The sequence below is a fragment of the Desulfofundulus australicus DSM 11792 genome, from assembly GCF_900129285.1.
Classification (GTDB): Bacteria; Bacillota; Desulfotomaculia; order Desulfotomaculales; family Desulfovirgulaceae; genus Desulfofundulus; species Desulfofundulus australicus.
The window spans coordinates 1-21,146 of sequence record NZ_FQUW01000043.1; the positions used below are offsets into that span (position 1 = coordinate 1).

Here is a 21,146-nt window from a genome sequence, read left to right on the forward strand (position 1 = left end):
CACGTAAAATTGCAGATGGCTTGCTTCCCAGTACAGGTTCTCGAACAATTTTTTCAGCAGATTTAAACACTCGGAAAATGAGTGGTGGGAAACCAGAGCATGCCAAAGGGTAGTAAAGATTATCTCGACCGTGTACTGGAAGTACGGCAGGCAGAAAGAAGGCAGATACGAGATGGTGGTCCGGCAGTATTTGCAATAGTAGCGGCGGATGAGAATCCGGCCACAGAAATTTGCCGCGATGACGTTGCGTTGATAAAAACCGTGTTTTTGAGGGGGTGCCTTGACCAGACAACCGGGGTTGGGGCATGAGAGTGGTTGGGGAAAGGGAAAATCTTTGCCCAGGCGGGCGTATTCTTCCGGCGGTACAGGCGTGTAAAATATCTGCTGCATGGCGGTCACTTCCAGCAAATATTCTACCTGTTCCACAGCCGGAAGAAAAGGGGTCAGTCACTGGTTGTCATATTCTGGTGAATAGACGGACTGACTGACCTGAAATACCAAAACAGTATGCGAAGCAGTTGCAGATTATTCTGGTATCGGAAATAGTTGCAGATTGTTTAGTCTGCGAAAATGGGCAGGGGTTGGGCTAAATTAAAGTGAGAATTGACAACTGGATGACTACTGCCGCCCCAACCTATCGCCTTCTACATTTGACAGTTACCAGCGAATTATCAAAAAGCACATCATTCCTGCGCTGGGCGCTATCCCTCTAGCCAAACTTCTACCCCTCCACTTGCAGGGCTATTATTCGGACAAGCTACATAACTTTCCCAGCGGACGGTTCAGTATCATCATAGGATTATTCGAGAAGTTTTGAACCATGCAGTCAAGTGGCAGCTGATAGCCCGTAACGTGGCTGATGCAGTACAGGCCCCCAGGGCGAAGAGACCGGGAATAAGCGTGCCAGGATTACAGGAAATCCAGCGGTTGTTAGAAGCGGCCCGCGACCACCAGGACTATGCCCTTATATGCACGGCCATATTTACGGGCATGCGCCGGGCCGAGCTCCTGGGTCTGCAGTGGGAGAACGTGTACACCAATACGGGCACTATTTCCATACGCCAGACGCTCCAGCGATTGCCCGGGCAGGGGTTTATCTTCACGGACCCTAAGTCACAGAAAAGCCGCCGGCAGGTACTTATCCCCTCGGCTCTGGTGGAGATCCTTAAAGAACACCGGCGTCGGCAACTGGAAAACAGGATGCGCCTTGGGGAGCGGTACCAGGACCACAACCCTGTTTTCCCCCGCGCTGATGGGCGGCCGGAGGACCCGTCCAATATGAGTCACCGGTTTAAAATCCTGGGGGACAGGCTGGGGCTAACGGCCTCGCTTTCACGACCTGCGACACCTGCACGCCACCATCCTCCTGGCCCAGGACATCTACCCCAAGGTTGTCCAGGAGCGGCTTGGCCACCAGACGGTTACCCTCACCTTAGATACCTATTCCCATATAATTCTCACGATACAAAAGGAAGTAGCGGAGAAACTGCAAAATTTATTGGGCACCAAACGGCACCAAAAAAGCTTAGCGGGCACCACTTTTTAAGTGCCCGCTATATTATGAAAGCCTTGATATATTTGGTGCCGGAGACCGGACTTGAACCGGTACGGGTGCATAACACCCCCGGGATTTTAAGTCCCGTGCGTCTGCCAGTTCCGCCACTCCGGCACGAAATCCTTATATTCATCAACTTGAGAGCCCTGTTTCAGAGCGCTTATTATCGTTTTGAAAATTCCTTTGACTTATAGAGCCTGCTTGAGTTATTTTACTATAAATGATTTTTCCCGTCAATAACGTACAACTGTTCGATGCGCGGGCGGCAGGAGGCACCGGGAACCCTGCATTTCCAGTTTCTTTCCACTTTCCTCTCTTGCCTGGTAAGAAAAAATTATAATATAATAAGTAATAGAATAATTGTAGGTAGTAAAAGACACAATCTACAGGAGCCGGAGGATAAGCATCCGTAATTGCATGGCTTGTTATTTATATATCATAATTTACCTTACAGGTATAATCGTGAAGGAGGGATCAATACCCATGTAAATATTACCTTCCGTCACGCGCGGGAGGCTGGTTAAAGCGGGTAATTTCCCCTGCCGGTCGGAGCGGCGGGCTGCACCCGGGTACCGGCCGGAGAGGGTTTGTTGCCGGTTGCTTCCGGTATATTTTTGAAAGGAGGTCACGGATCCCCGTGAATAATTTCAGAGCCTGGTTATTGATGGGCCTGTTAACCGTTTTGCTGGTGCTGATTGGCAATGCCGTGGGCGGCAGTTCGGGAGCTCTCCTGTTCTTCATCATTGCCCTGGGGATGAACTTTTTCAGCTACTACTTCAGCGACAGGATTGCCATTGCCATGACCGGTTCCCGGCCCCTGGCCGAGCACGAGGCGCCGGAGCTGTTCGATATAATCCGCCGGCTTTCCCAGCGGGCGGGCATACCCATGCCCCGGGTGTACCGCACCCCGTCACCGCAGCCCAACGCCTTCGCCACGGGCAGGAACCCGTCCAACGCGGCGGTGGCGGTGACCGATGGCCTGATGCAAATTCTCAACCGTTCGGAGGTTGAAGGCGTCCTGGCCCACGAAATTGCCCACATCAAAAACCGGGACGTGCTGGTGGGCACCATTGCCGCCGCCCTGGCCGGCGCCATCACCATGATTGCCAATGCCCTGCAGTGGGGGTTGATCTTTGGCCGGGATGACGAAGAAGGGGCCAACCCCCTGGGCCTGGTAAGCACCCTGCTGATGATTATCCTGGCCCCCCTGGCGGCCACCCTCATCCAGCTGGCCATCTCCCGGGCAAGGGAGTTTGAGGCCGATGCCACCGGCGCCCGCCTGGCAGGCTCACCCCACGGCCTGGCCAGCGCACTGCTCAAGCTGGAGCGGGCCGCTCAGCACATTCCCATGCAGGTTAACCCGGCCACGTCCCACCTGTTCATCGTCAACCCGCTGCGGGGAGAAACCCTGGCCAGCCTGTTCAGCACCCACCCGCCAATAGCGGAAAGGGTCAGGCGCCTGCAGCAGATGCAGTAATAGCGCCCACTGTCTTCAGGAGCCCCTGTCCCAGTGGACAGGGGTTTTAGACTGTTGACAAAACTCTATATGGGCCCTGTTTTTCGATACGACCGGGAGCGACGACTAAAACCAGGGTCCATCCCGGAGGCACTTTGTCGACAGCCTGGAACCCCTGTCTACCGGGACAGGGGCTTTTTTCTGTGAAATATTTTTATCACCCATGCAGGATATGGTATACTGATTTGTGAGCCGCTTAAAGCGGCCCGGAGCAAAGGAGGGTAGCCATAGATGGAAGTAACACAACCACATAAAACCTTAGTGGTGAGCATCCAGGGATGGGAACTGGAAGTCCTGGAAGGACCGCGCAGGGTAAATGTGGATTTAATGGGAGAAATGCTGGAGTTCAAGGGGATCTGGCTGACAGAACCGGAACGGGGGGTTGTAACCGTCCTCTGCTATCCGGAAAAGGTTTTCTACCTGGAAATTACCGAGGAGGAAATGCCGGTCAAAAGACCCGGCCGGAGAAATAACGTCACTTTCTTAAGACCCATAGATCAGAACCACGATAAGGATAAATAACCACCCGAGCGGCTCTGTACGCGGTGTGCCGCGGGTGCACCTTCAGACACCGCCGCTGGTTCTAGCGGCGGTGTCGCTCTTTATGGGATTTCCCGGGGCGGGACTTGCCCCCGGCACAGGCCGCCTTTAATACTGCCAGCCCGGCCTGCCCCTCCAGCGGTACAGGTTCCAGGTCCAGGGGTTCCCGGGGACGCATGACCGCTTCCAGCTTCTTCAATGTTTCCGGGGAAACGATAACAGAACACCCGTTTTCCTGTTCCCGGCCGTCCCGGGCTGATATTTCTCCCGGCGGCTCTTCTCTGCACGCGGGCTCCAGGGCGCAGGCCGCCTCTGCCAGGGCCCCTTCTTTTTTCTTTGCCGCATCCCTCGGCCTGTCTCTTCCCTGGTCGCTTACTTCGGCCGGGTAATTTTCCGGGACCTGTTCTCCCGCGTCCTCACCACCGGCCTCCCTTTCCCCGCCCCATAATAGTTCATAGCGCAACTGGCGGCAATCGGCGAGAATTCTCTCCAGATCCGCTTCCAGTGACCCGATAAGTGTCGCTATCCGGTTAACGTAATCCTCCTTAAAATCCCCCTGCTCCCTGGCACTTTCCATTAAACCGGGTAGATCAACCAGCTCCTCGCCCACGTTCCTGGCCAGATCCTGCAGGTAGTTCAGGGCTCCCTCCATCATGTCCTCCAGGTTACCGGCCAGTTCCTCCCGCTCCCTGCGCAGGTCCAGGTAGCGCATTATCTCCTCCTCGGACAGATCCGCCAGGCTGTTCTTTTCCAGCGCGCCAAGCTCTTCAACCAGCTCAAAATAACGCTGTAGCAATTTCATCAACCTCCAGCCAGATATTACCAACATTTCTATTCTATTCTACCAGCAACTGGCATTTCCTTCATTTTAGACCTATTTTATTGAAAAATTTTATCCTGTTTAGCTGCCTGGGGGTTTAAAATTCCTGGCAGTGGTTAAAATAAACAGTGATTGCAGCAACAACTGAAAGGTGGGAGGTGAAACCGGGTGAACAGGTACGGCTGGTTAGGCATTATTTTCGGCATCTGGCTGATCATTGCACCTTTTGTGCTGGGTTATTCCAACGTTGTCAATGCCATGTGGAATGATATCATTTTAGGCATTCTTGTTGCCGTCGTCTCCTACCTTACCAACGCTGAGCTCAGAGGAACCAGGGTTGGCGGTGGAGGCGAAAACAAGTAATCCCTTCCACGCCCGCACCCGCCGGTAACTTCATCGTGCCGGCGGGCGTTTTTCTTTTATCCAGCCGGGTAATTTTTCCTGCCCCCGGTCCCCTTGACCGCACCCGGCCGGCATGTCATACTGGTGCTAAAAAAAGGGGGGACCGCAGCCGTGGCGCGCTTCAACCCTTTTTACTCACCCCGGGCCGAAGAAATCGAGCAGAAAATAAATAGGCTGAAAAAAAATTACCCGGATTTATCTCCCCGGGATCTGGCCGGCAAAATTATTCAGGAAAGGGCCTGGCAGTGCGCCCTGGCTGGAGCGCTCACCGCCCTGCCGGCGGTCATACCGGGCCTGGGCGCGCTGGTCGCCCTGCTGGGAGGGGTCGCCCTCGACGTAACCCTGCTCACCTACCTCCTGGGGCGCATGGTTCTGGAAATAGCCTTCATCTACGATAACAACCTGACCGGCTACCGTTACCGGCGCGAGGCCTTCTGGGCCTTCATCTTTGCCTCAGGGATAGGGAGCGCGGGTATGAGCCTCTCCCGGACGGCAGTGAACCAGCTTTCCGGGGAGGCCTTTACGGCCCTGGTGGAGCGGGCGCTCCTGTCCCTGGGAGTGCGTTCCACCGCCCGCTCCAGCCTGGTGCGCATTATCCCGCTGCTGGGCCTGCTGCTGGCCGGGGGAGTGAATTACCTCACGGCGCTGGGCATGGGCAGGCGTGCCGTGCAGTACTACGAGAAAAGGGTGGAATGGCCGGGCAAAACCATCGATATTTGATCTGCCCCGCCGGCGGTATATCGCGCAGGGGTGTTAATCCAAAATGAAAAAGGACCCTTCCCGGGGTCCTTTTGTGCTACCTGGAGGCCTTCAAATTTAGCCGCTCACACCAACCTGGGACGCTTCACCTTGCGACCTGTTCAGCTCCAGGGCCCTCTCCTTCAGGCGCACAAAGTAAAGGGCGAAAGGCCGGTAGGCCAGGTGCGACCATTTGGTAAAGGGAACCTCCAGGCCCAGGAGGGGCACCGTAAAGGCCAGGTGCAGGGCAAAGGTGTGATAGGTGGGCAGGGGCATATGCAGCTCCATGAAGATACGCATTAATAAGCCCGTGGCCACCGTGCACCAGAGCAGGATGAGGAACATCCAGTCGGTGGAATGGGAGTACTGGTGAATTGGCTCTTTTTTATTTAAACGCCCGATGATCGCCAGGGTCGTAGCATAAAGCATAGCAATAGATGCATAACTCCAGAGCAACTTGCCGGGGTGCCACCACATGGGCGGCTCGTTGGTCAGGGACCACCTGGTCACGACGTCAATGTTCACCAGTACGAAGGCCACAAAGTAACCGCTCATAATCAAGAAGTGTCTCAACCAGAGCGACTTGTTGGCACACATACGCAGACGGGCCTGGGTGGCAAAATGAACCACCAGGGTGCCCAGTTCCTGAATATATACGGATAAGGGCAGCCCGCCGGCCTGGGGACCCATAATTAACCTGTACATCCGGTAAACGTTGGAAAGTAGCAGAAAGGCCAGCAACGCACCAAAAACGTAACCCACCGGGTGAACTATGTGTGCGGGGGCAAAAGTTTCCAGCTCCACCCTCTCCGTAACCATTTCACCGCTGAACGTATACACCACTATCAGGGTCAGGGCAAACAAAAGCCCCACCAGAATTACTTTCCAGGCCATGGAGGTGTAGAGCTTCCGTGAAATGCCGGTCCAGTCATAGACCGTGGTCAGATACCTCCGCAGGGCCATCATCAGCTCGCCGGGATCGGCTTTCCGCGGGCAATTCTTCTGGCAGTCGCCGCAATAATAGCACAACCACGGTTCCACGGAATGCTTGATCTTATCTTCCAGGCCCAGCTGCACATACCGCATAAACCTGCGCGGAAACTGGTGCTCGTCGGTTGTTAATGAACAGACGGCCGTACAGGTCCCGCAGCTGAAGCACTGGGAAACAGTACTGGCGCCATACTTCTGAAGTTTTTTAGCAAACTGAGGGTTTACATTGGTCAATTAGCTCTCCCTCCCCATCGATGCGCTCAGGAGTTCCGAGATTTCCATAATTTTAATTTTCTCCTGCTTGTCGAGGGCCAGGCAATCCGCTTCCAGCATGATTACACAATAGGGACAGGCCGTGACCAGCGTATCCGCACCCCGCTCCTCGGCATCCAGAACCCTTAATTCACCAAAACGCTCACCCCGGGGCACCTCGGCCCACAGCCGGCCGCCACCCCCGGCGCAGCAGAGGCTCTTTTCCCTGGCCCGGCTCAGCTCGACCAGTTCGGCACCGGGCACGGCCTTAATTAAATTACGGGGTGCCTCAAAAATCTCATTATGCCGCCCCAGGTAGCAGGGGTCATGGTAGGCAATCTTTTTATCCTGCGGGACGGTCAGCGACAGCTTGCCCTCCTGCACCAGTTCAGCCAGGATCTGGGTATAATGCACGACCTCAAATTCCCCGCCCAGCTCGGGATACTCGTGCTTAAAAGTATACAGGCAGTGGGGAGAGGTAGTAATGATCTTTTTGACTCCCTTTTCCTTAAAGAGCTTGATGTTGGATTCCGCCAGCTTCTGGAAAAGCTCTTCATCGCCAATCTTGCGGACCGTTTCCCCACAGCAGCTTTCCTCTACACCAATGACACCGAAACTTACACCTGCTGCTTTCAGCAGGGAAACCACATTCCGGGCAATTTTCTGGCTGCGGGGGTCGTAACAGGAAGTGCAGCAGACAAAGAGCAGGTACTCGGTATCAGGCGTAAAGGCAGGTACTTCCATCCCCTTCTGCCAGTCCATGCGCTTCTCACGGGGCCCGGACCAGGGGTTACCATTGGAGTGCAGGCTGCCCACCACGGACCGCAGGGAAGAGGGCACAAAACCGGCCTCCACGGTGGTGCTGCGCATGGAGCGTACGTTTTCAATTATCTTTACCTGCCTGGGACAATTCCTCTGGCACATGCCGCAGGTGGTACAGGCAAAGAGAACTTCCTCATCATCGAACCCTTCCAGGCCGAGCTGTGCCAGGCGCTGCATCCTCCGGATGTAAAAAACCTCACTGGTATGACCGGACACCAGGCGCCAGGGACAAAGGGCGGAACAGAGCCCGCAGCTCATGCAGTGATCCAGGGTTTGTGCCCCGGCCGAAACCAGGTATTCTTTCATCTCCAATGATATTTCTTTAGGTTCTTTTGGTTCCATACTTTTAAACCCCTTTGGCAAATAGTTTTTAGCAGTTGCGCTATCTCTTGTTACTTAATTGAACAGGGTTAAAGCCGGAGGGCAACCGGCAAGAGGGGTTGAAAACCCCTCTGCCATTACCTTAGAAGCCCTTGTACGGGTTGGGACCGACTTCCTCAAGCTTGCTGACAAAGTCTTCGATAATTTGAGGAATCCGGTCGTAATCCATAATGCTGACCTGTTCCATCCTCACCCGGTCCGATTCCAGAGCCAGGCGGTTTAATGTCTCCGAAATCTTGGACAGGCGGTAGCTGGCCAGCTCGCTGCCCTTGATGAAGTGGCACTGGTAGTCGTCGCCGTGCTTGCAGCCCAGCAGCAGGATACCGTCAATGCCCTTGGAGAGGGCGTCGGCAATCCAGATGAGGTTCATGGAACCAAGGCATCTCACCGGAATAATCCGCACCCAGGGGCTGATGGTCATACGGTTGATGCCGGCCATATCCAGGGCCGGATAAGCGTCGTTTTCACAGGCAAAGATGATGATTCTCGGTTTCTCCTCGTCCTCCTCCGGCACCTCAATGGCTTTTACCATACTGCCGATCATGGGCACCGAGTAATTCTTGAAGGAGATAATCCGCTCCGGGCAGGCCCCCATACAGGTACCGCAGCGCCGGCAACGGGTGGGGTTGGGCAGCGGATTGGCCTTTTCATCCTCGTTAATGGCACCAAACGGGCACTCCACCGTACACCGCTTGCACTGGGTGCACCTCTGCATGAAGAATTCCGGGAAGGAGAGGTCCCACACCCGCGGGTGCACGGCCGAACCCTGAGCCGTCAGCTCAATGCACTGGATGGCCTTCAGCGCTGCACCGGTGGCATCCCTGATGGTGGAAGGAATGTCCATGGGTGCCCGCACACTGCCCGCAGCGTAAATGCCCGTCCGGCGTGTTTCATACGGGAAGCAGATAAAGTGCGAATCAGCAAAACCGTACTTCAAAGTGGGCAGCTCGGGACCCTGCCGGTATTCCAGGTTAAGGATGTTGGACTTGATGATCTCATCCGCCGGAGGCTCGGAGTCCTTGCCCTGATCGTCGGACTGGACCACAAGCCTTTCCCCGATGGCCGTGGTGGGCACCATGCCGGTTGCCAGGACCACCAGGTCCACCGGTTCCGTCCTGATCCGGTCGCCGACCAGAACATCATCAAATTCAATGATCAGGCTGCCGCCGTCCTCTTCAATGCCGGCAATTTCGCCCCTGAAAAACAGGGCCCCTTCCTTTTGCACCCGCTGGTAGAGGAACTCATAGTTACCCGCAGCCCGCATATCCTTATAGAAAATATAGACCGTGGCTTCGGGATCCTTTTCCTTCACGTAAAGCGCCTGCTTTAAGGACTCGGTGCAGCAAATGGCCGAGCAGTAAGGCAGATGCTCCTTATCCCGGGAACCGGCACAGAGGATAAAGGCCACGCTCTTGGCCTCCCGGCCGTCGGAAGGACGCTTGAACTCGCCCCGGGCAGCCATTTCTTCAAACATTTCGCCGGTGATCACGTTGGGGTACTGGCCAAAGCCCAGGTGGCTCAATTTGGTGGCGTCATAGGCCACTGCACCCGTAGCCAGGACGATGGAACCTACCCTTTCCGTGGCCACGCTGCCGCCCTGGTTGATCTCCACATCAAACATCCCCGGCGCACCGGAAATTTTTTGTATTTGCGCACCTTTATAGACAGTAATGTCGGGATTTTCTTCCACTTCCTTGATTAACTGGTTAATATTATTATCCTCCAGCTCATTATAAGGGGGCTTTAAGCCGACCTGCTTGTGCAGTTTGGCCACCCAGCCGCCCAGGGAAGAATTCTTTTCCACCAGCACGGTCTTGTATCCCGCCCGGGCAGACTCCAGTGCAGCCGTAAGACCGGCCAGGCCGCCGCCAACAACCAGCACGTTTTTGGACAGGTTTTCTGCCTGGAAGGGCTCCGGCAGGGACATCTGCTGGGCCTTGACTATACCCATGCGCAGGCTGTCCTCGGCCAGCATCTGGGTATCCTCGTCGTTGGCCGGATGGCACCATACGCCCTGCTCCCGCAGGTTAACCCTTTCCACGATGGTATTGGGGAAGTTGAACACGTCATAATTTACCCGCATGGAGCAGGCCGCAATTACGATGGTGTTAACCCCTTCCCCTTCCATATCCTGCTTGATCATCCCAACGCCTTCCGCGCCGCAAAGGAAGGGGTGGGATTTGCACACCGGAACCTTGTATTCCTTGGTTGCCACATTGGAAAGGGCATCTATATCCAGGGCATCACCAATTCCACAGCCGGTACATATATAAACCGCCAGTTTTTTGTCCACCGTCAATTACCTCCCCACCGTCGATTGGATAGCCTTGAGGGCAGCAGCAGTTGCGTCCTCGACACAGGAAGCCACATCCATTGGCCTGCTCACACAACCGGCGCTGTATATACCCGGCGCGCCACCAACCGCAAAGCCGTTCTCGTCGTATACCAGATCCACAGGCGCCTTGCTCTCCCTGGTAGTCGGTGCCATACCGGTGGCCAGCACAACCAGGTCGAATTTTTCCTTCATTAATTTCTGGGTTTCCTGATCCTCCACCACCACAATCAAATCTCTGGTGGCCGGATCTTCTGTGATATCACCCGCTTTACCTTTAACTAAATGAATATTCGGATTATCCTTTACTTTCATGTAAAAGTCTTCAAATTTACCCAGCGCCCGGATATCAATAAAGTAAATATATACCTGGGCCTCGGGATTCCGCTCCAGGATATAAGTAGCCTGCTTTAAGGAAGCAAGACAGCACACGCCGGAACAATAGGGCAGGTGGTTTTCATCCCTGGAACCGGCACACTGGACAAAGGCCACTTTTTCCACCGGCTTACCGTCGGAGGGGCGCAGGATCTTACCACCCGTCGGGCCGTTGGAAGCAGCCAGTCTCTCCAGCATCACGTTGTTAATTACATTCTGGTACTGGCCGTAACCGTAATAACCAATCCTGGAGGCATCATAGGGATTCCAGCCGGTAGCCCAGATGATGGAACCAACCCTCAAGGTCATTTCCTTGGGTTCCATATTCAGATCGACGGCGTTAACCGGGCAAACTTCAGCACACTTGTTGCACCTGGAGCAGGCCTGGGCATCAATAACATATTTCATTGGAAAAGCGAAAATGTGCGGCAAATAAATGGCCCTGGTATTGTCCAGACCATAGTTAAAGGTGTTTTTCCTTTCTTCCGGACAAACCTCCACACACTTGCCGCAGGCAGTGCAGTTCTCATTTACATAGCGGGGAGAAACTTTAACCTTGACCTCAAAATCTCCCTCCTGGCCGGAAACTCCCGTTACCTCGGCCAGGGTTATAACGTGAATTTTGGGGTTGTTTTTAATCCTGCGGAAATTGATTTCAAGACCGCAGTTGGGAGGGCAGAGCTTGGGAAAATACTGGTTCATCTGGGCCACCCTGCCGCCGAGGTAGGGGTTCTTCTCAATAATAAAGACTTCATGACCCACTTCTGAAGCCTCAATGGCGGCAGTTAACCCGCTTATTCCCCCTCCAACTACCAGGATGCTCTTATTGCCCATATTTCATCACCGTCACAACATAGTTTTTAGAAAAATAAGGGTTAAGCCGTGGCCGCGAACAGCCACGGCTCGATTACATATGCAGGTAATAGCGGAAGATAATCTACGCTATACGTTAGTCCACAATGGAGATGACGGGCCGCTTGAAGACTTCCCACTGCCCGGTGTTGCGGTCCCAGCGGCAGTTGACGAAGCACTTCCAGTTCTCTTCGTCCATGTTCGGGAAGTCCGCCCTGATGTAGTAGCCGGGCCACCTGGTCTCTTCGCGGAACAGCACGCTCCTGATGTGGGCCTCCGCCTGCCACATCCTGTGGACGTTCTCCCAGCACCGCATTAACTCGTGCAGGTTGGAAGCAGCCAGCTTTTCGGAGTCTTCCTTGAGCATTTCCAGCAGCTCCAGGCCCTTCTCCAGGAGGTACTTGTTGGTGGTGAAGGACTTGGAGACACCGCCGGCATACTCGTCCATGATCTTCTGCAGGCGGAACATGAATTGCTTCGGACGGATATAGTTCGGGTTCACCTCTGGGTCGGTGGTCATGTTCTTGTATTGCTCGAAGGTGTCCAGAGGCTTCAGGACCCGTGCCTTGAGCTCCTCGATCTGGGCGGGATCCACCTTGGGTTCCTCGTTGTTCTCCACGATGAACCGGATGGCAGACTTGGCCGCAATCCGGCCCTCAGTGAAGGAACCGGAGGAGAACTTGTGGCTGGAAGCGCCGGAAGCGTCGCCCGCGCAGAACAGGCCCTTCACAGTGGACATGTTGGTATATCCCCACTGATACTCGGGCGGAGCGATGTCCTCGGGACCGCTGACCCAGGCACCGGAAGCACCGGAGTGCGAACCGATGAAGTAGGGCTCGCAGGCGGCAATCTCAGAGGGCTTCTCTTCGGGGAAGGTGTTGGTAGCCGCCCACAGCAGGGCCTGGGAAATGGTCATGTCGAGGAAGTCTTCCCAAGCTTCGGCTTCCAGTTCCTTAAGTTTCTTCTTACGCTGCTTCTCATCCGGCATTTCCTGAGCCAGGCGCTGGATGGCTTCCTCCGTCCTCATGTAGATGGGACCCTTGCCAGCCCTTTCGTCAATGAGGCCCAGGTGGTTCCGCAGGTTGGCCGGGATAGGCTTGGTCAGGCCGTACGGGGCATACTGCTCCAGTACATCCGGGTGGGTCTTCATGTAGTCCTCGCCTAAGGCGTTGGTAGCTACGGACTTGAAGAGCAGGAACCATGCGCCCACAGGGCCGTAGGCATCCTTGAAGCGCACGGGGATGAAGCGCACTTCCTGGCAGGTCATTTCGGCGCCGGCTTTCAGGGTGAAGTAAGCGCTGGAACCGGTGTTGAAGGGAGGATACCAGGAACGGCCCAGACCTTCACCGGTGGAACGAGGCCGGAACACGTGCACGGCACCGCCCATGCCTACCAGCACGGCCTTAGCCTTGAAGACATAGAACTTGTTCTCGCGGACGCTGAACCCGACGGCGCCAACACAGCGGTCGCCATCCATCAGGGGCTCCACGATGAACACGCGCTCGTAAATGTTGTCGGGACCGAGGGAGTTCAGAGCGTTCTTAGCCGCTTCAGCCACGATGATCTTGTAGGACTCACCGTTGATCATGATCTGCCAGCGGCCTTCATGGACGTACTTGCCGTTCTCGTCTTTCCAGATGGGCAGGCCCCACTTTTCAAACAGGTGTACGGTGGAGTCGACGTGACGGGCGATGCTGTATACCAGGTCTTCCCGGGTGATGCCCATCAGGTCCTGCCTGACGTAACGGACGTAGTCTTCCACTGTATTATCGCCGGCAGCCTGGCCAATGTAAAGGTTGATCGCGGACAGACCCATGGCCACGGCACCGCTGCGGTCCATGGCAGCTTTATCCACCAGGGTTACTTTCAGACCGTGTTTTTTGGCCCAGTAAGCGGCTTCCACGGCAGCACCGCAGGCGGACATGCCACCACCAATTATCAATAGGTCGGTATTGACTTCTACGGTTTCAAAATTTGCCATTTGCCTAACCTCCTCTTCTCTATTTATTTCTTCAGGGTCGGGACTTCACAGCCCAGGGAGCCGGGTTCAGTGAAAAGCACGTAGCTCTTCAGATCGTCGGTGCCGGTCTCAAAGCCAGCATCGGGGACGATGGAACCTTCCGGCGTGGTCCGGATGGGGAACTTGAAGCGCTTGATGGTGCCATTCCGGAACTTGATGGTCCACATAATGTCTTCCGAACCCCTCAGCGGAATGGTGCTGGCGCCCATGGGGACGAAGTCGGCATAGCCCCTCAGGTCCATGGCCTGCTGCGGGCAAATCTTAACGCAGCATGCACACTCCCAGCACATCTGGGGATCCCGGTTGTAAGCCTTCATTCTTTCTTTATCCAGGACCATTAAGTCGTTGGGGCAGATGTACATGCATGCGGTTTTGTCCTGCCCTTTGCAGCCGTCACATTTTTCAGCAATTACATAACTTGGCATAAACTCTAACCTCCTCATATTTTTATAATTGCATTAAGCACGCTATCTAAAAGCTCCCCTCCCTCTTCCCGATACCCACCTCCCCCCAAAGGCTGGTCTATATCTGCAAAATTCAAGGTGGAAGATTTTCATCTAGTAATTCTTAAGGAATTCATCCATGATATCTATGCTCTGCTTTTCAACCACCAGGTCGAAAATTTTATCCTTCACTTCTCTGGGCAGCAGCTCGATGCTCTTGGTGGTGGCAGAGTCATATTTTGCCGTCGGGAAGACTTTTAGCACCTTATCTTTTTGCTCTTCGGTGCAGGGAACCTTGATTACCTTCAATCCGGCCAGAACTTCCTCGGCCATATCGGCCAGCCCGGCCTTTTGCAGTTTGGCGTACCTTTCCTCGTTGATCCAGATGTTAATGGTAATGGACATCTCGCCACCTCCTCACTAGTACTTCATGTCGGGAAGGGTAAATACGGGGTTCCGCTCCTTCAGGTACTTGTCTGTGACGAAAGCAGAACCAAAGCCGTACTTCTCTGCGCATTCCATAATCAGGTCAAACACTTCCGGTCTGAAGATCAGGCGAGGTGGCTTGACACCGTCCTGGATGATGCTCCTGATCAGGGTACCGCTGAAGTTCTGGCTTTGCTCCTTGTGCCCGCACAGCCCGGAATAGGTTACCTCGCCGCAGACGGGGCAGTACCACCAGGCAAGCACGCGGACAGGCTTGATATTCAGAGCATCCTCGGGGAACTGATCGAAAATCCTGTGGGCATCGTAGGGGTCATAATAGGTACCCACTCCGGCATGGTCACGGCCGAACATGTGGTGTGTCAGGCCCAGGTTGGACCTTAAAATGGCATGGAAAACGGCTTCCTTGGGACCGGCGTAACGCATATCCCACAGGGTGATGGATGTCATGTGCACATCTTCCCGGAAATAGCCGGCCTTGCGCAGCACATCGTGGCACAGCACGATAGCCTCGTCGATGTAATCGCCTTTTCTTTTCTCGCCGATTATGGCGTTAACCAGCACGCCGGTCACGGTTTTTTCTACGGGCAGTTCACCGTGCGCAGACAACCAGGCGCCTTTCATCAACCATTCATGTCCGGTATGGGGCACGTTTCTGGTCTGGTGGGCGACGATTCTTTGCCAGCCTTTTTCTGCGAATTTCTGGCGCATCTGTTTGGGAGTGAAGAAAAACTCATCAAAAGGAGGGTTAATCTTGGGTGGGTTAACCAGGGTGATTTTTCCGCCGATAAACTTATCTTTATAGTTATAAGTCCTGGCCACACCGGGATGTTTGTCCTCCGTTGTGCCGTAGACCTTTAAGGCCATCTCCTGCTTATCGTAGGTGAAGATCTCTTCCACTTCCAGAATAGCCATCGGCTTATCCTGATAGGTCAGCAGGAGCTTATCGCCTTCTTTGATTCCCTTTTCGTTAATCTCTTCCGTAGAAATATCAAAAACGATGGGGATTGGCCACAAAATGCCATTGGCGAGCTTCATTTCATTGCAAACGCCTTCCACATCGGCCCTGGTCATGAATCCTTCCAGGGGAGTGAAAAAGCCGTAAGCGATATCTATAATCTCCCGCGCAATCTGGCCGCGGATGGGCACCGGTGTTAAACCTTTAATTGCCTCAGCAGCTTTTTCAGGTTCTAAAACCCTTTCCACAATTTCTTTGCCGCCATGGCCAATATAGGTCATTTCCCTTCTCCTTCCTTCAAAGATTGTAATTATACCGGTTATACTTCACCTCTTCCACAAACCAGCTTTTTCCCCGCGCTATCCCCTCCCCCTTCCCGATTTGAAAACAGAGCTGGCAGGACCTCTAAAACCAGCAATTCAATCATACAGTTAGCCGATTAACGGCCCAAGATGGAACCGTTATGGCAGGCCCGTTATCGCACGCTACAATTATATATATAATATCTCTTTTATATTCCTGCTATTTCCAGCGAAAATTGTCGCCTGGACGCTATTTCTACTCAGCCGCCATGGCTTATTATTTATTATGCTGCATGAAACCGGTCACAACGGTAACTGGCTACCGCTTTTTGTTAACCGCGTCAACTTAATTAGTTCTATTCGACACAAAATCGAGACTTCCTGCTAGTGAAATCCAGAAAACTTAATTTCTTTTTTTGAAATATTAAAACAGATGATCAGCAAAGGGTAAAAGTCTTATAAGTTTTCATAATATTTAATATTAACTGTTTGTGATGGTGAAGGCTATCACTTTTACTTGTTTTTATATCATAAATTCAATACGTTGACAAGCACTTCTTGAACCCATCCCGGCCCGAAGAGAAAAAGCTGGCGTTTTTACGCCAGCTTTACATTTAACCTGGAGGCGACACCCGGATTCGAACCGGGGAATAGCGGTTTTGCAGACCGCCGCCTTAGCCAAAAACCCTCCAGCCCTTGTCCCGCCTGGCTTTCCCGAAACGGCCCTTCGTCACCAATAACGGTCTCGGTTATTTTCCTTTTTGAAACTCCTTCGCCATTCCTATTCAAACTCCTGCTCAGACACCGAAGTTTTTTTAACTTTCTCCAGCCTGGCCCGCACCCATTCCTCCGACTTCCCCGTAGCCTCGGATATTTCCCGGAAACTTTTCCCCTCCGCGTACAGCTTCTGGATTTGCCGCACCAACCGCTTGTGTTCCCGGTGATACTTCCGCAATGCGGCCCTTTCTTCTTCGGCCATTTCCTCCGCTTTCTTCTGCCAGTAAAGCCTCTGCCTGCTGGTGTTCCCCCTGCACTCCCGGCAGTAAAGGGTATTGGGTGGCCAGGGGATAAAATACTCCCTGCATTTTCGGTTTTGGCACTGCTTGAGGGTGAAGTCATGTTCGGCCATGAGAAATAACTCCAACCAGGCGATGGCCAGCAGGTTTTCCGTTTCGTACCGCCAGGAGAGGGTTTCCAACTCCGGCAGGACGGCTAGAAGTCTTTCCGGTTGCTTTTCTCTTTTTTCCCATACTTCCTTCCACTCTTCGGCGGCCTTTGTCGGCTTTCCGTCCTTCCTCAAAAGCCTTTGTAACATCTCCGGCCTGGCGGTGACGGTGGGGCGCATGGTAACGCCCTGAAAGTGCCGCTTCAGCCGTTCACCCTGGGGGAACCGGTGGAAGAACACTGCGACACGGCGGGAAGGGGGGATGTCCGTCAGGTACCATTCCACCGGTGGGACAAGCAGGACGGTTTCAATGAAGTTTCGCATGGCGGCCTGCTCCAGCGGGAGGAACGCCCCTGCTGCGGCGGCGTCTATCTTTTTGCCGTCAATATAAAACCACCTGGCCTGGAACATCTCTAAAAACGCCTTAACCGAACCGGTGTCCCGGCAGTCCACCTGAAGGAGTGCAAAAGCAACCTGTCCCGGTGTGATGCCGGTGGTTTCGGCAGGAGTGACTATTTCGAACGGCGGCTTACGATGAAAGTTAAAACTGACCGAGTACCGCACGACTTCCCCTCCTGTTTGTCACTTGACAAGCGACAACTTTCTTTCCCCTTCCCGCGCCCTGTCAGGACTGCGTTTTCGTAAAGTGACGGTATATGTACGGCGTGACATGTTAAAGCGATTGTACTATAGTTTGAGCAGAAGGTCAATCAGAAAGGAGAGCTGGCCAATGTTAACCTGCCTTCGCGTTTTGCGGATGCGCACGGGAAAGACCCTGCGCGCCTTCGCCAAAGAATATGGCTTTAACGAGACGGTACTGACCCGTATTGAACGCGGGCAGTATTACGTCCCCCCCGCGTGGAGGGAACCCCTGGCGAACGCCCTGGGGTGTGAGGTGAAGGATATTTGCGACCCCAAGACCGGCTGGCCAAAACTGGTGAAGTAGAAAAAATGACAAAAAGAAGGTTTACCCGGCCTGATGGCACGGTTTACGCCGTAACCCTGGAACACCGCCCAGGCGGGGGGCTGGTCTACACGAGGCTGGCGAAAGAGCGACACAAGTGCTGGCGGCCCCAGGGCTGGGCCTTCGACAAGCCCGGCTTGGAGTGGGCCGTGGGGCAGGGGGCGCAGTGGCTGGAAATCCAGACCGAGGCCGCCGTCTATCGTTGCCCGACATCCACCCTAGTTGAAGCCATTGAGGTTAACTTTGGCGCCGGACCCCAAATCCTTGTTCCCTTGGAACACTGGACTATCACGAAAAAGAAATGCCCCCCGGCGGGGCAGCAGGAGCGGTTCACGCAGTTGGCTTTCGAGTGGTGAGAGAAACATGACCCTTACAGACATCATAACATGCCTCAAAGACCCCAAACCAGACGGCAAGGGCGGCTACCTGGCCTTCTGTCCCTGCCACAACGACGGTGCAAAGCAGGGGCGTCGTTCCCTTCACATCTCCGTCTCGGAGAAGGATGGGAGGGTACTGCTGCACTGCTTCGCAGGGTGCCGCTATGAGGACATAGTCTCGGCACTGGGACTGCCGAAAAAAACCAGGCGCGAGCGAGAAGAACCCGAGGCCATTTACCCGTATGTGGACGAGCAGGGAAAACTGCTGTTTGAGGTCCTGCGCTATCCGGGGAAGCGGTTCGCCCAGCGGCGGCCCGACCGCGCTGGCGGGTGGGTATATAACCTGCAAGGTGTCAGGCGTGTTCTTTATAAGTTACCGGAAGTTTTGGCGGCGGTGCGGGAAGGCCGGACGGTTTTTCTGGTCGAGGGTGAGAAAGACTGCGACAACTTGACCCGGCTGGGACTCACGGCCACGACCGCCCCCGGCGGCGCGGGGAAATGGCGGCCAGAATACTCCGAGTTTTTGCGCGGTGCGGACGTGGTATTGCTGCCGGACAATGACCTACCGGGCCGCAAACACGCCGAACAGGTAGCGCATAGCCTGTACGGGGTGGCGAAGCGGATTCGCGTGGTGGAGCTGCCCGGCTTGCCCCCAAAAGGCGACGTTTCGGACTGGTTGGCCGCAGGCCACACGAGGGAAGAGCTTATAACTCTGGTTGAGCGGGTCCAGGAGTGGAGGCCCACACCACGGCAGGCCACGGCCCCTTCCGCGAAACTTCCAAAAGGCTTTTCGGCGGTAGAGCTGGTAAATGCCGATTTTCCTGAACCGTCCTGGGTGATTCCTGGACTCTTACCGGAAGGGCTTGCACTCCTGGTTGGTCGCCCAAAAATCGGCAAGTCCTGGTTGGCCTTAAATATTGCGGTGGCCGCAGCTTCCGGCGGTGTGGCACTGGGAAAAATAAAAGTGGAAAAGGCGAGCGTTGTTTATTTGGCTCTCGAAGACCAGCCCCGCAGGCTGAAAAAACGCTTGGCTTCTGTCCTGCAGGGTGGGGCGGCCCCTGACGGTTTGTTTTTCTATACCGAGTTTCCCCGGCTTGACCAGGGAGGGTTGCTGGCCCTGGAAGAGCTTATCACAAGGCGCGGCGCAAAACTGCTCATTGTTGACACCCTGGCGAAAATGCGGCCTCCCGGACGCAGAAACGGAAATGTCTACCAGGAAGACTATGCCGTTATGGGAGCCCTAAAGAGCCTGGCCGACAGGTACAATGCAGTCGTTTTGCTTATCCACCACCAGAACAAACAAGGATATGTGGATGTCCTGGACAGCATTTCTGGTTCAACAGGGATTGGCGGCGCGGCAGACACGACCTGGATTCTAAAGCGCAGCCGGGGGAAGGTGGATGCCGAACTATTTGTCACCGGGCGGGACTTCGAGGAGCAGGAACTCGCACTTGAGTTTGATAAACGTACCACAACCTGGCACATTGTGGGGGGAGCCGAGGAATACCGCTTGAGCCAGGAGCGGCAGCAGGTTATCGAGCTGTTGCGGGCTGCCGGGGAACCAATGGGTGCTAAAGATATAGCCCAGGCGCTAGGGAAGAGTTCGTCAACGGTAAGATGGCTACTGGCTACTATGGCAAACGAGGGTCAGTTAACTAAAGTTGAGCGTGGCTTGTATTTTATCACCAACAACGCAAACAAACCAACTTTACCAACATCACCAACAAACCAACAATCAAATGTTGGTGGAGGCTTGTATACCCCACCAACATCTGAAACCCTTGAGCCACAAGGCTTCGAGGGCAAATGTTGGGATGTTTGCGATGTTGGTGGAAATGGCGACAAACGAAATATCACTGAAGATGACATTTGGGAAGGTGACCTCAATGACCTCCCCTTCTGAGCTGGTCAACCAGTTAGCCGGGCACGGCATTGCCCTTGACATAAAGGACGGCCAGGTGCGGGCGAAACTGCCCTGGCCTCCCTCTCAAGCTCCCCCGGAAGCCCGGCCCCTTTTGGCCGAGCTGAAGCGACACAAGCAGGAAGTGACGGCCTGGCTGCGTGGCTACGTTGAAGAGCTGGGGAACCGCTACCCTGTCCACCCAACCCGGCCCCGGTGCATGGCTGCAGGACACTGCTGCTGGGTGAGTGAAACGGACTGCGACCTTTACCCTTTGCTGAGGGACGGCAGACTTTCCGGCCTTTGCCGGGAAAGGACTGGTGCGCTGGCTGATTAGGAGGTGACAATGTGCCGACAAACTACAGGCGGGGGTATTTAGCGGAGCGCAAGGCAGTGAAAGTGCTGGAGGCAGCCGGCTATGTGGTGGCCCGGACAGCGGGAAGCCACAGTCCCTTTGACGTGGTGGCAGTAAACACAAACGGCATCCGTCTTATCCAGGTTAAGCGGGTAAAAGAAGGAGGCTTTACCGCTGTCCTCGAAGCGGCCAGGGAGGAAATAAGGCGGGTGCCAAAAGTACCTGGGGTTTCCCGTGAAGTGTGGATTTGGCTTGACGGTGAGGGTTGGGTGGCACAGGAGGTTGTATAATCAGACAAAAAGGAGGAGCGAACGGACGAACGGATTGCTGCGGCTTTGAACGAACCTCTTTGGAAAGTGTTTCCGGAGGCCTACGAATCACCGTACCCCCGGCCCAAAAAACCCGAACCGCCTCCCAGGGTGGACAAGACCGAAGAAGATATTGACGAAGTCATAAAGGCTCTGAACGAACGGCGGCAGGCAGCCGGCAGGTTTGCCGACGAACGGGACACCTGCCATTATGAAGAAACCTCTCCTGGCGTCATGCAGGGATTTGGCGACTTCCACCACTGGCAACGGCTGCAAAAGCAGAAAAAGTAGAAAGGAGGCTTCTTCTTTTCCATGAAATCCCTTCCAAAAATCCG

At 54.5% G+C, this 21,146-nt stretch carries 22 protein-coding genes, 1 tRNA gene and 2 pseudogenes; 13 read left to right on the forward strand and 12 right to left on the reverse strand.

The genetic code is table 11. The features are described from left to right. Positions 1-399, reverse strand: a 399-nt coding sequence (locus BUB44_RS13195; protein WP_242655988.1) for a DUF6431 domain-containing protein, incomplete at its 3' end; no start/stop codon positions are given. Between the two features lie 211 nt (positions 400-610). On the opposite strand from BUB44_RS13195, the gene BUB44_RS16170 reads away from it, so the two are divergent. The 3 genes and pseudogenes from BUB44_RS16170 to BUB44_RS16065 form a co-directional block, all read left to right on the forward strand. Next, complete coding sequence (locus tag BUB44_RS16170; RefSeq protein ID WP_083543250.1) at positions 611-817, forward strand: N-terminal phage integrase SAM-like domain-containing protein; 207 nt, start codon at positions 611-613, stop codon at positions 815-817. A gap of 83 nt (positions 818-900) precedes the next feature. Further along, a pseudogene (locus tag BUB44_RS16175) lies at positions 901-1,311 on the forward strand (site-specific integrase); the annotation flags it as partial. Positions 1,312-1,336: 25 nt separating this feature from the next. Beyond that, positions 1,337-1,546, forward strand: a pseudogene (locus BUB44_RS16065) (tyrosine-type recombinase/integrase); the annotation flags it as partial. 33 nt (positions 1,547-1,579) lie between these two features. Here BUB44_RS16065 and BUB44_RS13215 read toward each other — a convergent pair. After that, positions 1,580-1,669 (reverse strand) — tRNA-Leu (locus BUB44_RS13215). Positions 1,670-2,192: 523 nt separating this feature from the next. Here BUB44_RS13215 and BUB44_RS13225 point away from each other — a divergent pair. Further along, positions 2,193-3,032 (forward strand): zinc metalloprotease HtpX, encoded by an 840-nt coding sequence (locus BUB44_RS13225; protein ID WP_027356128.1) that lies wholly within the window; start codon positions 2,193-2,195, stop codon positions 3,030-3,032. 270 nt (positions 3,033-3,302) lie between these two features. Further along, complete coding sequence (locus tag BUB44_RS13230) at positions 3,303-3,593, forward strand: hypothetical protein (protein WP_073167129.1); 291 nt, start codon at positions 3,303-3,305, stop codon at positions 3,591-3,593. A 61-nt stretch (positions 3,594-3,654) separates the two neighbouring features. Here the strand turns inward: BUB44_RS13230 and BUB44_RS13235 are convergent, their stop codons facing one another. Continuing rightward, positions 3,655-4,407, reverse strand: coding sequence for a hypothetical protein (locus BUB44_RS13235; RefSeq protein WP_073167132.1), 753 nt, complete (start codon positions 4,405-4,407; stop codon positions 3,655-3,657). 192 nt (positions 4,408-4,599) lie between these two features. Here BUB44_RS13235 and BUB44_RS13240 point away from each other — a divergent pair, with 192 nt between their 5' ends. Then, the gene (locus BUB44_RS13240; RefSeq protein WP_034634509.1) at positions 4,600-4,794 is read left to right on the forward strand and encodes an SPW repeat protein; all 195 of its coding nucleotides are present in this window, start codon (positions 4,600-4,602) and stop codon (positions 4,792-4,794) included. A 150-nt stretch (positions 4,795-4,944) separates the two neighbouring features. Continuing rightward, complete coding sequence (locus BUB44_RS13245) at positions 4,945-5,553, forward strand: hypothetical protein (RefSeq protein ID WP_073167135.1); 609 nt, start codon at positions 4,945-4,947, stop codon at positions 5,551-5,553. A 96-nt stretch (positions 5,554-5,649) separates the two neighbouring features. Here BUB44_RS13245 and BUB44_RS13250 read toward each other — a convergent pair whose 3' ends face one another. From BUB44_RS13250 to BUB44_RS13290, 9 genes are all read right to left on the reverse strand, one after another. Continuing rightward, positions 5,650-6,795, reverse strand: a complete 1,146-nt coding sequence (locus BUB44_RS13250; RefSeq protein ID WP_073167137.1) for a 4Fe-4S dicluster domain-containing protein — start codon at positions 6,793-6,795, stop codon at positions 5,650-5,652. Beyond that, complete coding sequence (locus tag BUB44_RS13255) at positions 6,796-7,977, reverse strand: (Fe-S)-binding protein (RefSeq protein WP_073167139.1); 1,182 nt, start codon at positions 7,975-7,977, stop codon at positions 6,796-6,798. 121 nt (positions 7,978-8,098) lie between these two features. Continuing rightward, complete coding sequence (locus BUB44_RS13260) at positions 8,099-10,309, reverse strand: hydrogenase iron-sulfur subunit (RefSeq protein ID WP_073167168.1); 2,211 nt, start codon at positions 10,307-10,309, stop codon at positions 8,099-8,101. A 6-nt stretch (positions 10,310-10,315) separates the two neighbouring features. After that, a complete protein-coding gene (locus tag BUB44_RS13265) occupies positions 10,316-11,557 on the reverse strand; it encodes a CoB--CoM heterodisulfide reductase iron-sulfur subunit A family protein (RefSeq protein WP_073167142.1) in 1,242 nt (413 codons plus the stop codon). Between the two features lie 115 nt (positions 11,558-11,672). Beyond that, entirely contained in the window at positions 11,673-13,556 is a 1,884-nt protein-coding gene (gene aprA, locus BUB44_RS13270) for an adenylyl-sulfate reductase subunit alpha (protein WP_073167144.1), read from the reverse strand. A 23-nt stretch (positions 13,557-13,579) separates the two neighbouring features. Next, positions 13,580-14,020: an adenylyl-sulfate reductase subunit beta gene (gene aprB / locus BUB44_RS13275; protein WP_013822175.1), complete on the reverse strand. Its 441-nt coding sequence runs from the start codon at positions 14,018-14,020 to the stop codon at positions 13,580-13,582. 132 nt (positions 14,021-14,152) lie between these two features. Then, the gene (locus BUB44_RS13280) at positions 14,153-14,443 is read right to left on the reverse strand and encodes a DUF6955 family protein (protein WP_027356137.1); all 291 of its coding nucleotides are present in this window, start codon (positions 14,441-14,443) and stop codon (positions 14,153-14,155) included. Between the two features lie 15 nt (positions 14,444-14,458). Next, positions 14,459-15,721, reverse strand: a complete 1,263-nt coding sequence (gene sat / locus BUB44_RS13285; protein WP_073167146.1) for a sulfate adenylyltransferase — start codon at positions 15,719-15,721, stop codon at positions 14,459-14,461. Positions 15,722-16,523: 802 nt separating this feature from the next. Continuing rightward, entirely contained in the window at positions 16,524-17,471 is a 948-nt protein-coding gene (locus BUB44_RS13290; protein ID WP_073167149.1) for a hypothetical protein, read from the reverse strand. A 166-nt stretch (positions 17,472-17,637) separates the two neighbouring features. On the opposite strand from BUB44_RS13290, the gene BUB44_RS13295 reads away from it, so the two are divergent. Genes BUB44_RS13295 through BUB44_RS13320 form a run of 6 tightly spaced genes read left to right on the forward strand, consistent with a single transcriptional unit; the run spans position 17,638 to position 21,102 of the window. Further along, on the forward strand, positions 17,638-17,853 hold the full coding sequence (locus BUB44_RS13295) for a helix-turn-helix domain-containing protein (RefSeq protein ID WP_073167152.1): 216 nt from the start codon (positions 17,638-17,640) through the stop codon (positions 17,851-17,853). Then, a complete protein-coding gene (locus BUB44_RS13300; protein WP_131821635.1) occupies positions 17,814-18,227 on the forward strand; it encodes a hypothetical protein in 414 nt (137 codons plus the stop codon). Before BUB44_RS13295 ends, BUB44_RS13300 begins: the two co-directional genes overlap by 40 nt. 7 nt (positions 18,228-18,234) lie before the next feature. Then, complete coding sequence (locus tag BUB44_RS13305; protein ID WP_073167157.1) at positions 18,235-20,151, forward strand: AAA family ATPase; 1,917 nt, start codon at positions 18,235-18,237, stop codon at positions 20,149-20,151. After that, positions 20,135-20,485, forward strand: a complete 351-nt coding sequence (locus BUB44_RS13310; RefSeq protein WP_073167160.1) for a hypothetical protein — start codon at positions 20,135-20,137, stop codon at positions 20,483-20,485. The genes BUB44_RS13305 and BUB44_RS13310 overlap by 17 nt, the downstream gene beginning before the upstream one ends. 11 nt (positions 20,486-20,496) lie before the next feature. Next, positions 20,497-20,793, forward strand: a complete 297-nt coding sequence (locus BUB44_RS13315) for a PDDEXK family nuclease (RefSeq protein ID WP_073167162.1) — start codon at positions 20,497-20,499, stop codon at positions 20,791-20,793. A gap of 45 nt (positions 20,794-20,838) precedes the next feature. After that, a complete protein-coding gene (locus BUB44_RS13320) occupies positions 20,839-21,102 on the forward strand; it encodes a hypothetical protein (protein ID WP_073167164.1) in 264 nt (87 codons plus the stop codon). The last annotated feature ends 44 nt before the right edge of the window (positions 21,103-21,146 follow it).

Bases quoted from the DNA above. Each gene is read 5' to 3' on its own strand.
- BUB44_RS13295 (WP_073167152.1), top strand. From the start codon at position 17,638: ATGTTAACCTGCCTTCGCGTTTTGCGGATGCGCACGGGAAAGACCCTG.
- BUB44_RS13230 (WP_073167129.1), top strand. From the start codon at position 3,303: ATGGAAGTAACACAACCACATAAAACCTTAGTGGTGAGCATCCAGGGA.
- BUB44_RS13280 (WP_027356137.1), bottom strand. From the start codon at position 14,443: ATGTCCATTACCATTAACATCTGGATCAACGAGGAAAGGTACGCCAAA.
- aprB (WP_013822175.1), bottom strand. From the start codon at position 14,020: ATGCCAAGTTATGTAATTGCTGAAAAATGTGACGGCTGCAAAGGGCAG.
- BUB44_RS13305 (WP_073167157.1), top strand. From the start codon at position 18,235: ATGACCCTTACAGACATCATAACATGCCTCAAAGACCCCAAACCAGAC.
- BUB44_RS13255 (WP_073167139.1), bottom strand. From the start codon at position 7,977: ATGGAACCAAAAGAACCTAAAGAAATATCATTGGAGATGAAAGAATAC.
- sat (WP_073167146.1), bottom strand. From the start codon at position 15,721: ATGACCTATATTGGCCATGGCGGCAAAGAAATTGTGGAAAGGGTTTTA.
- aprA (WP_073167144.1), bottom strand. From the start codon at position 13,556: ATGGCAAATTTTGAAACCGTAGAAGTCAATACCGACCTATTGATAATT.
- BUB44_RS13310 (WP_073167160.1), top strand. From the start codon at position 20,135: ATGACCTCCCCTTCTGAGCTGGTCAACCAGTTAGCCGGGCACGGCATT.
- BUB44_RS13265 (WP_073167142.1), bottom strand. From the start codon at position 11,557: ATGGGCAATAAGAGCATCCTGGTAGTTGGAGGGGGAATAAGCGGGTTA.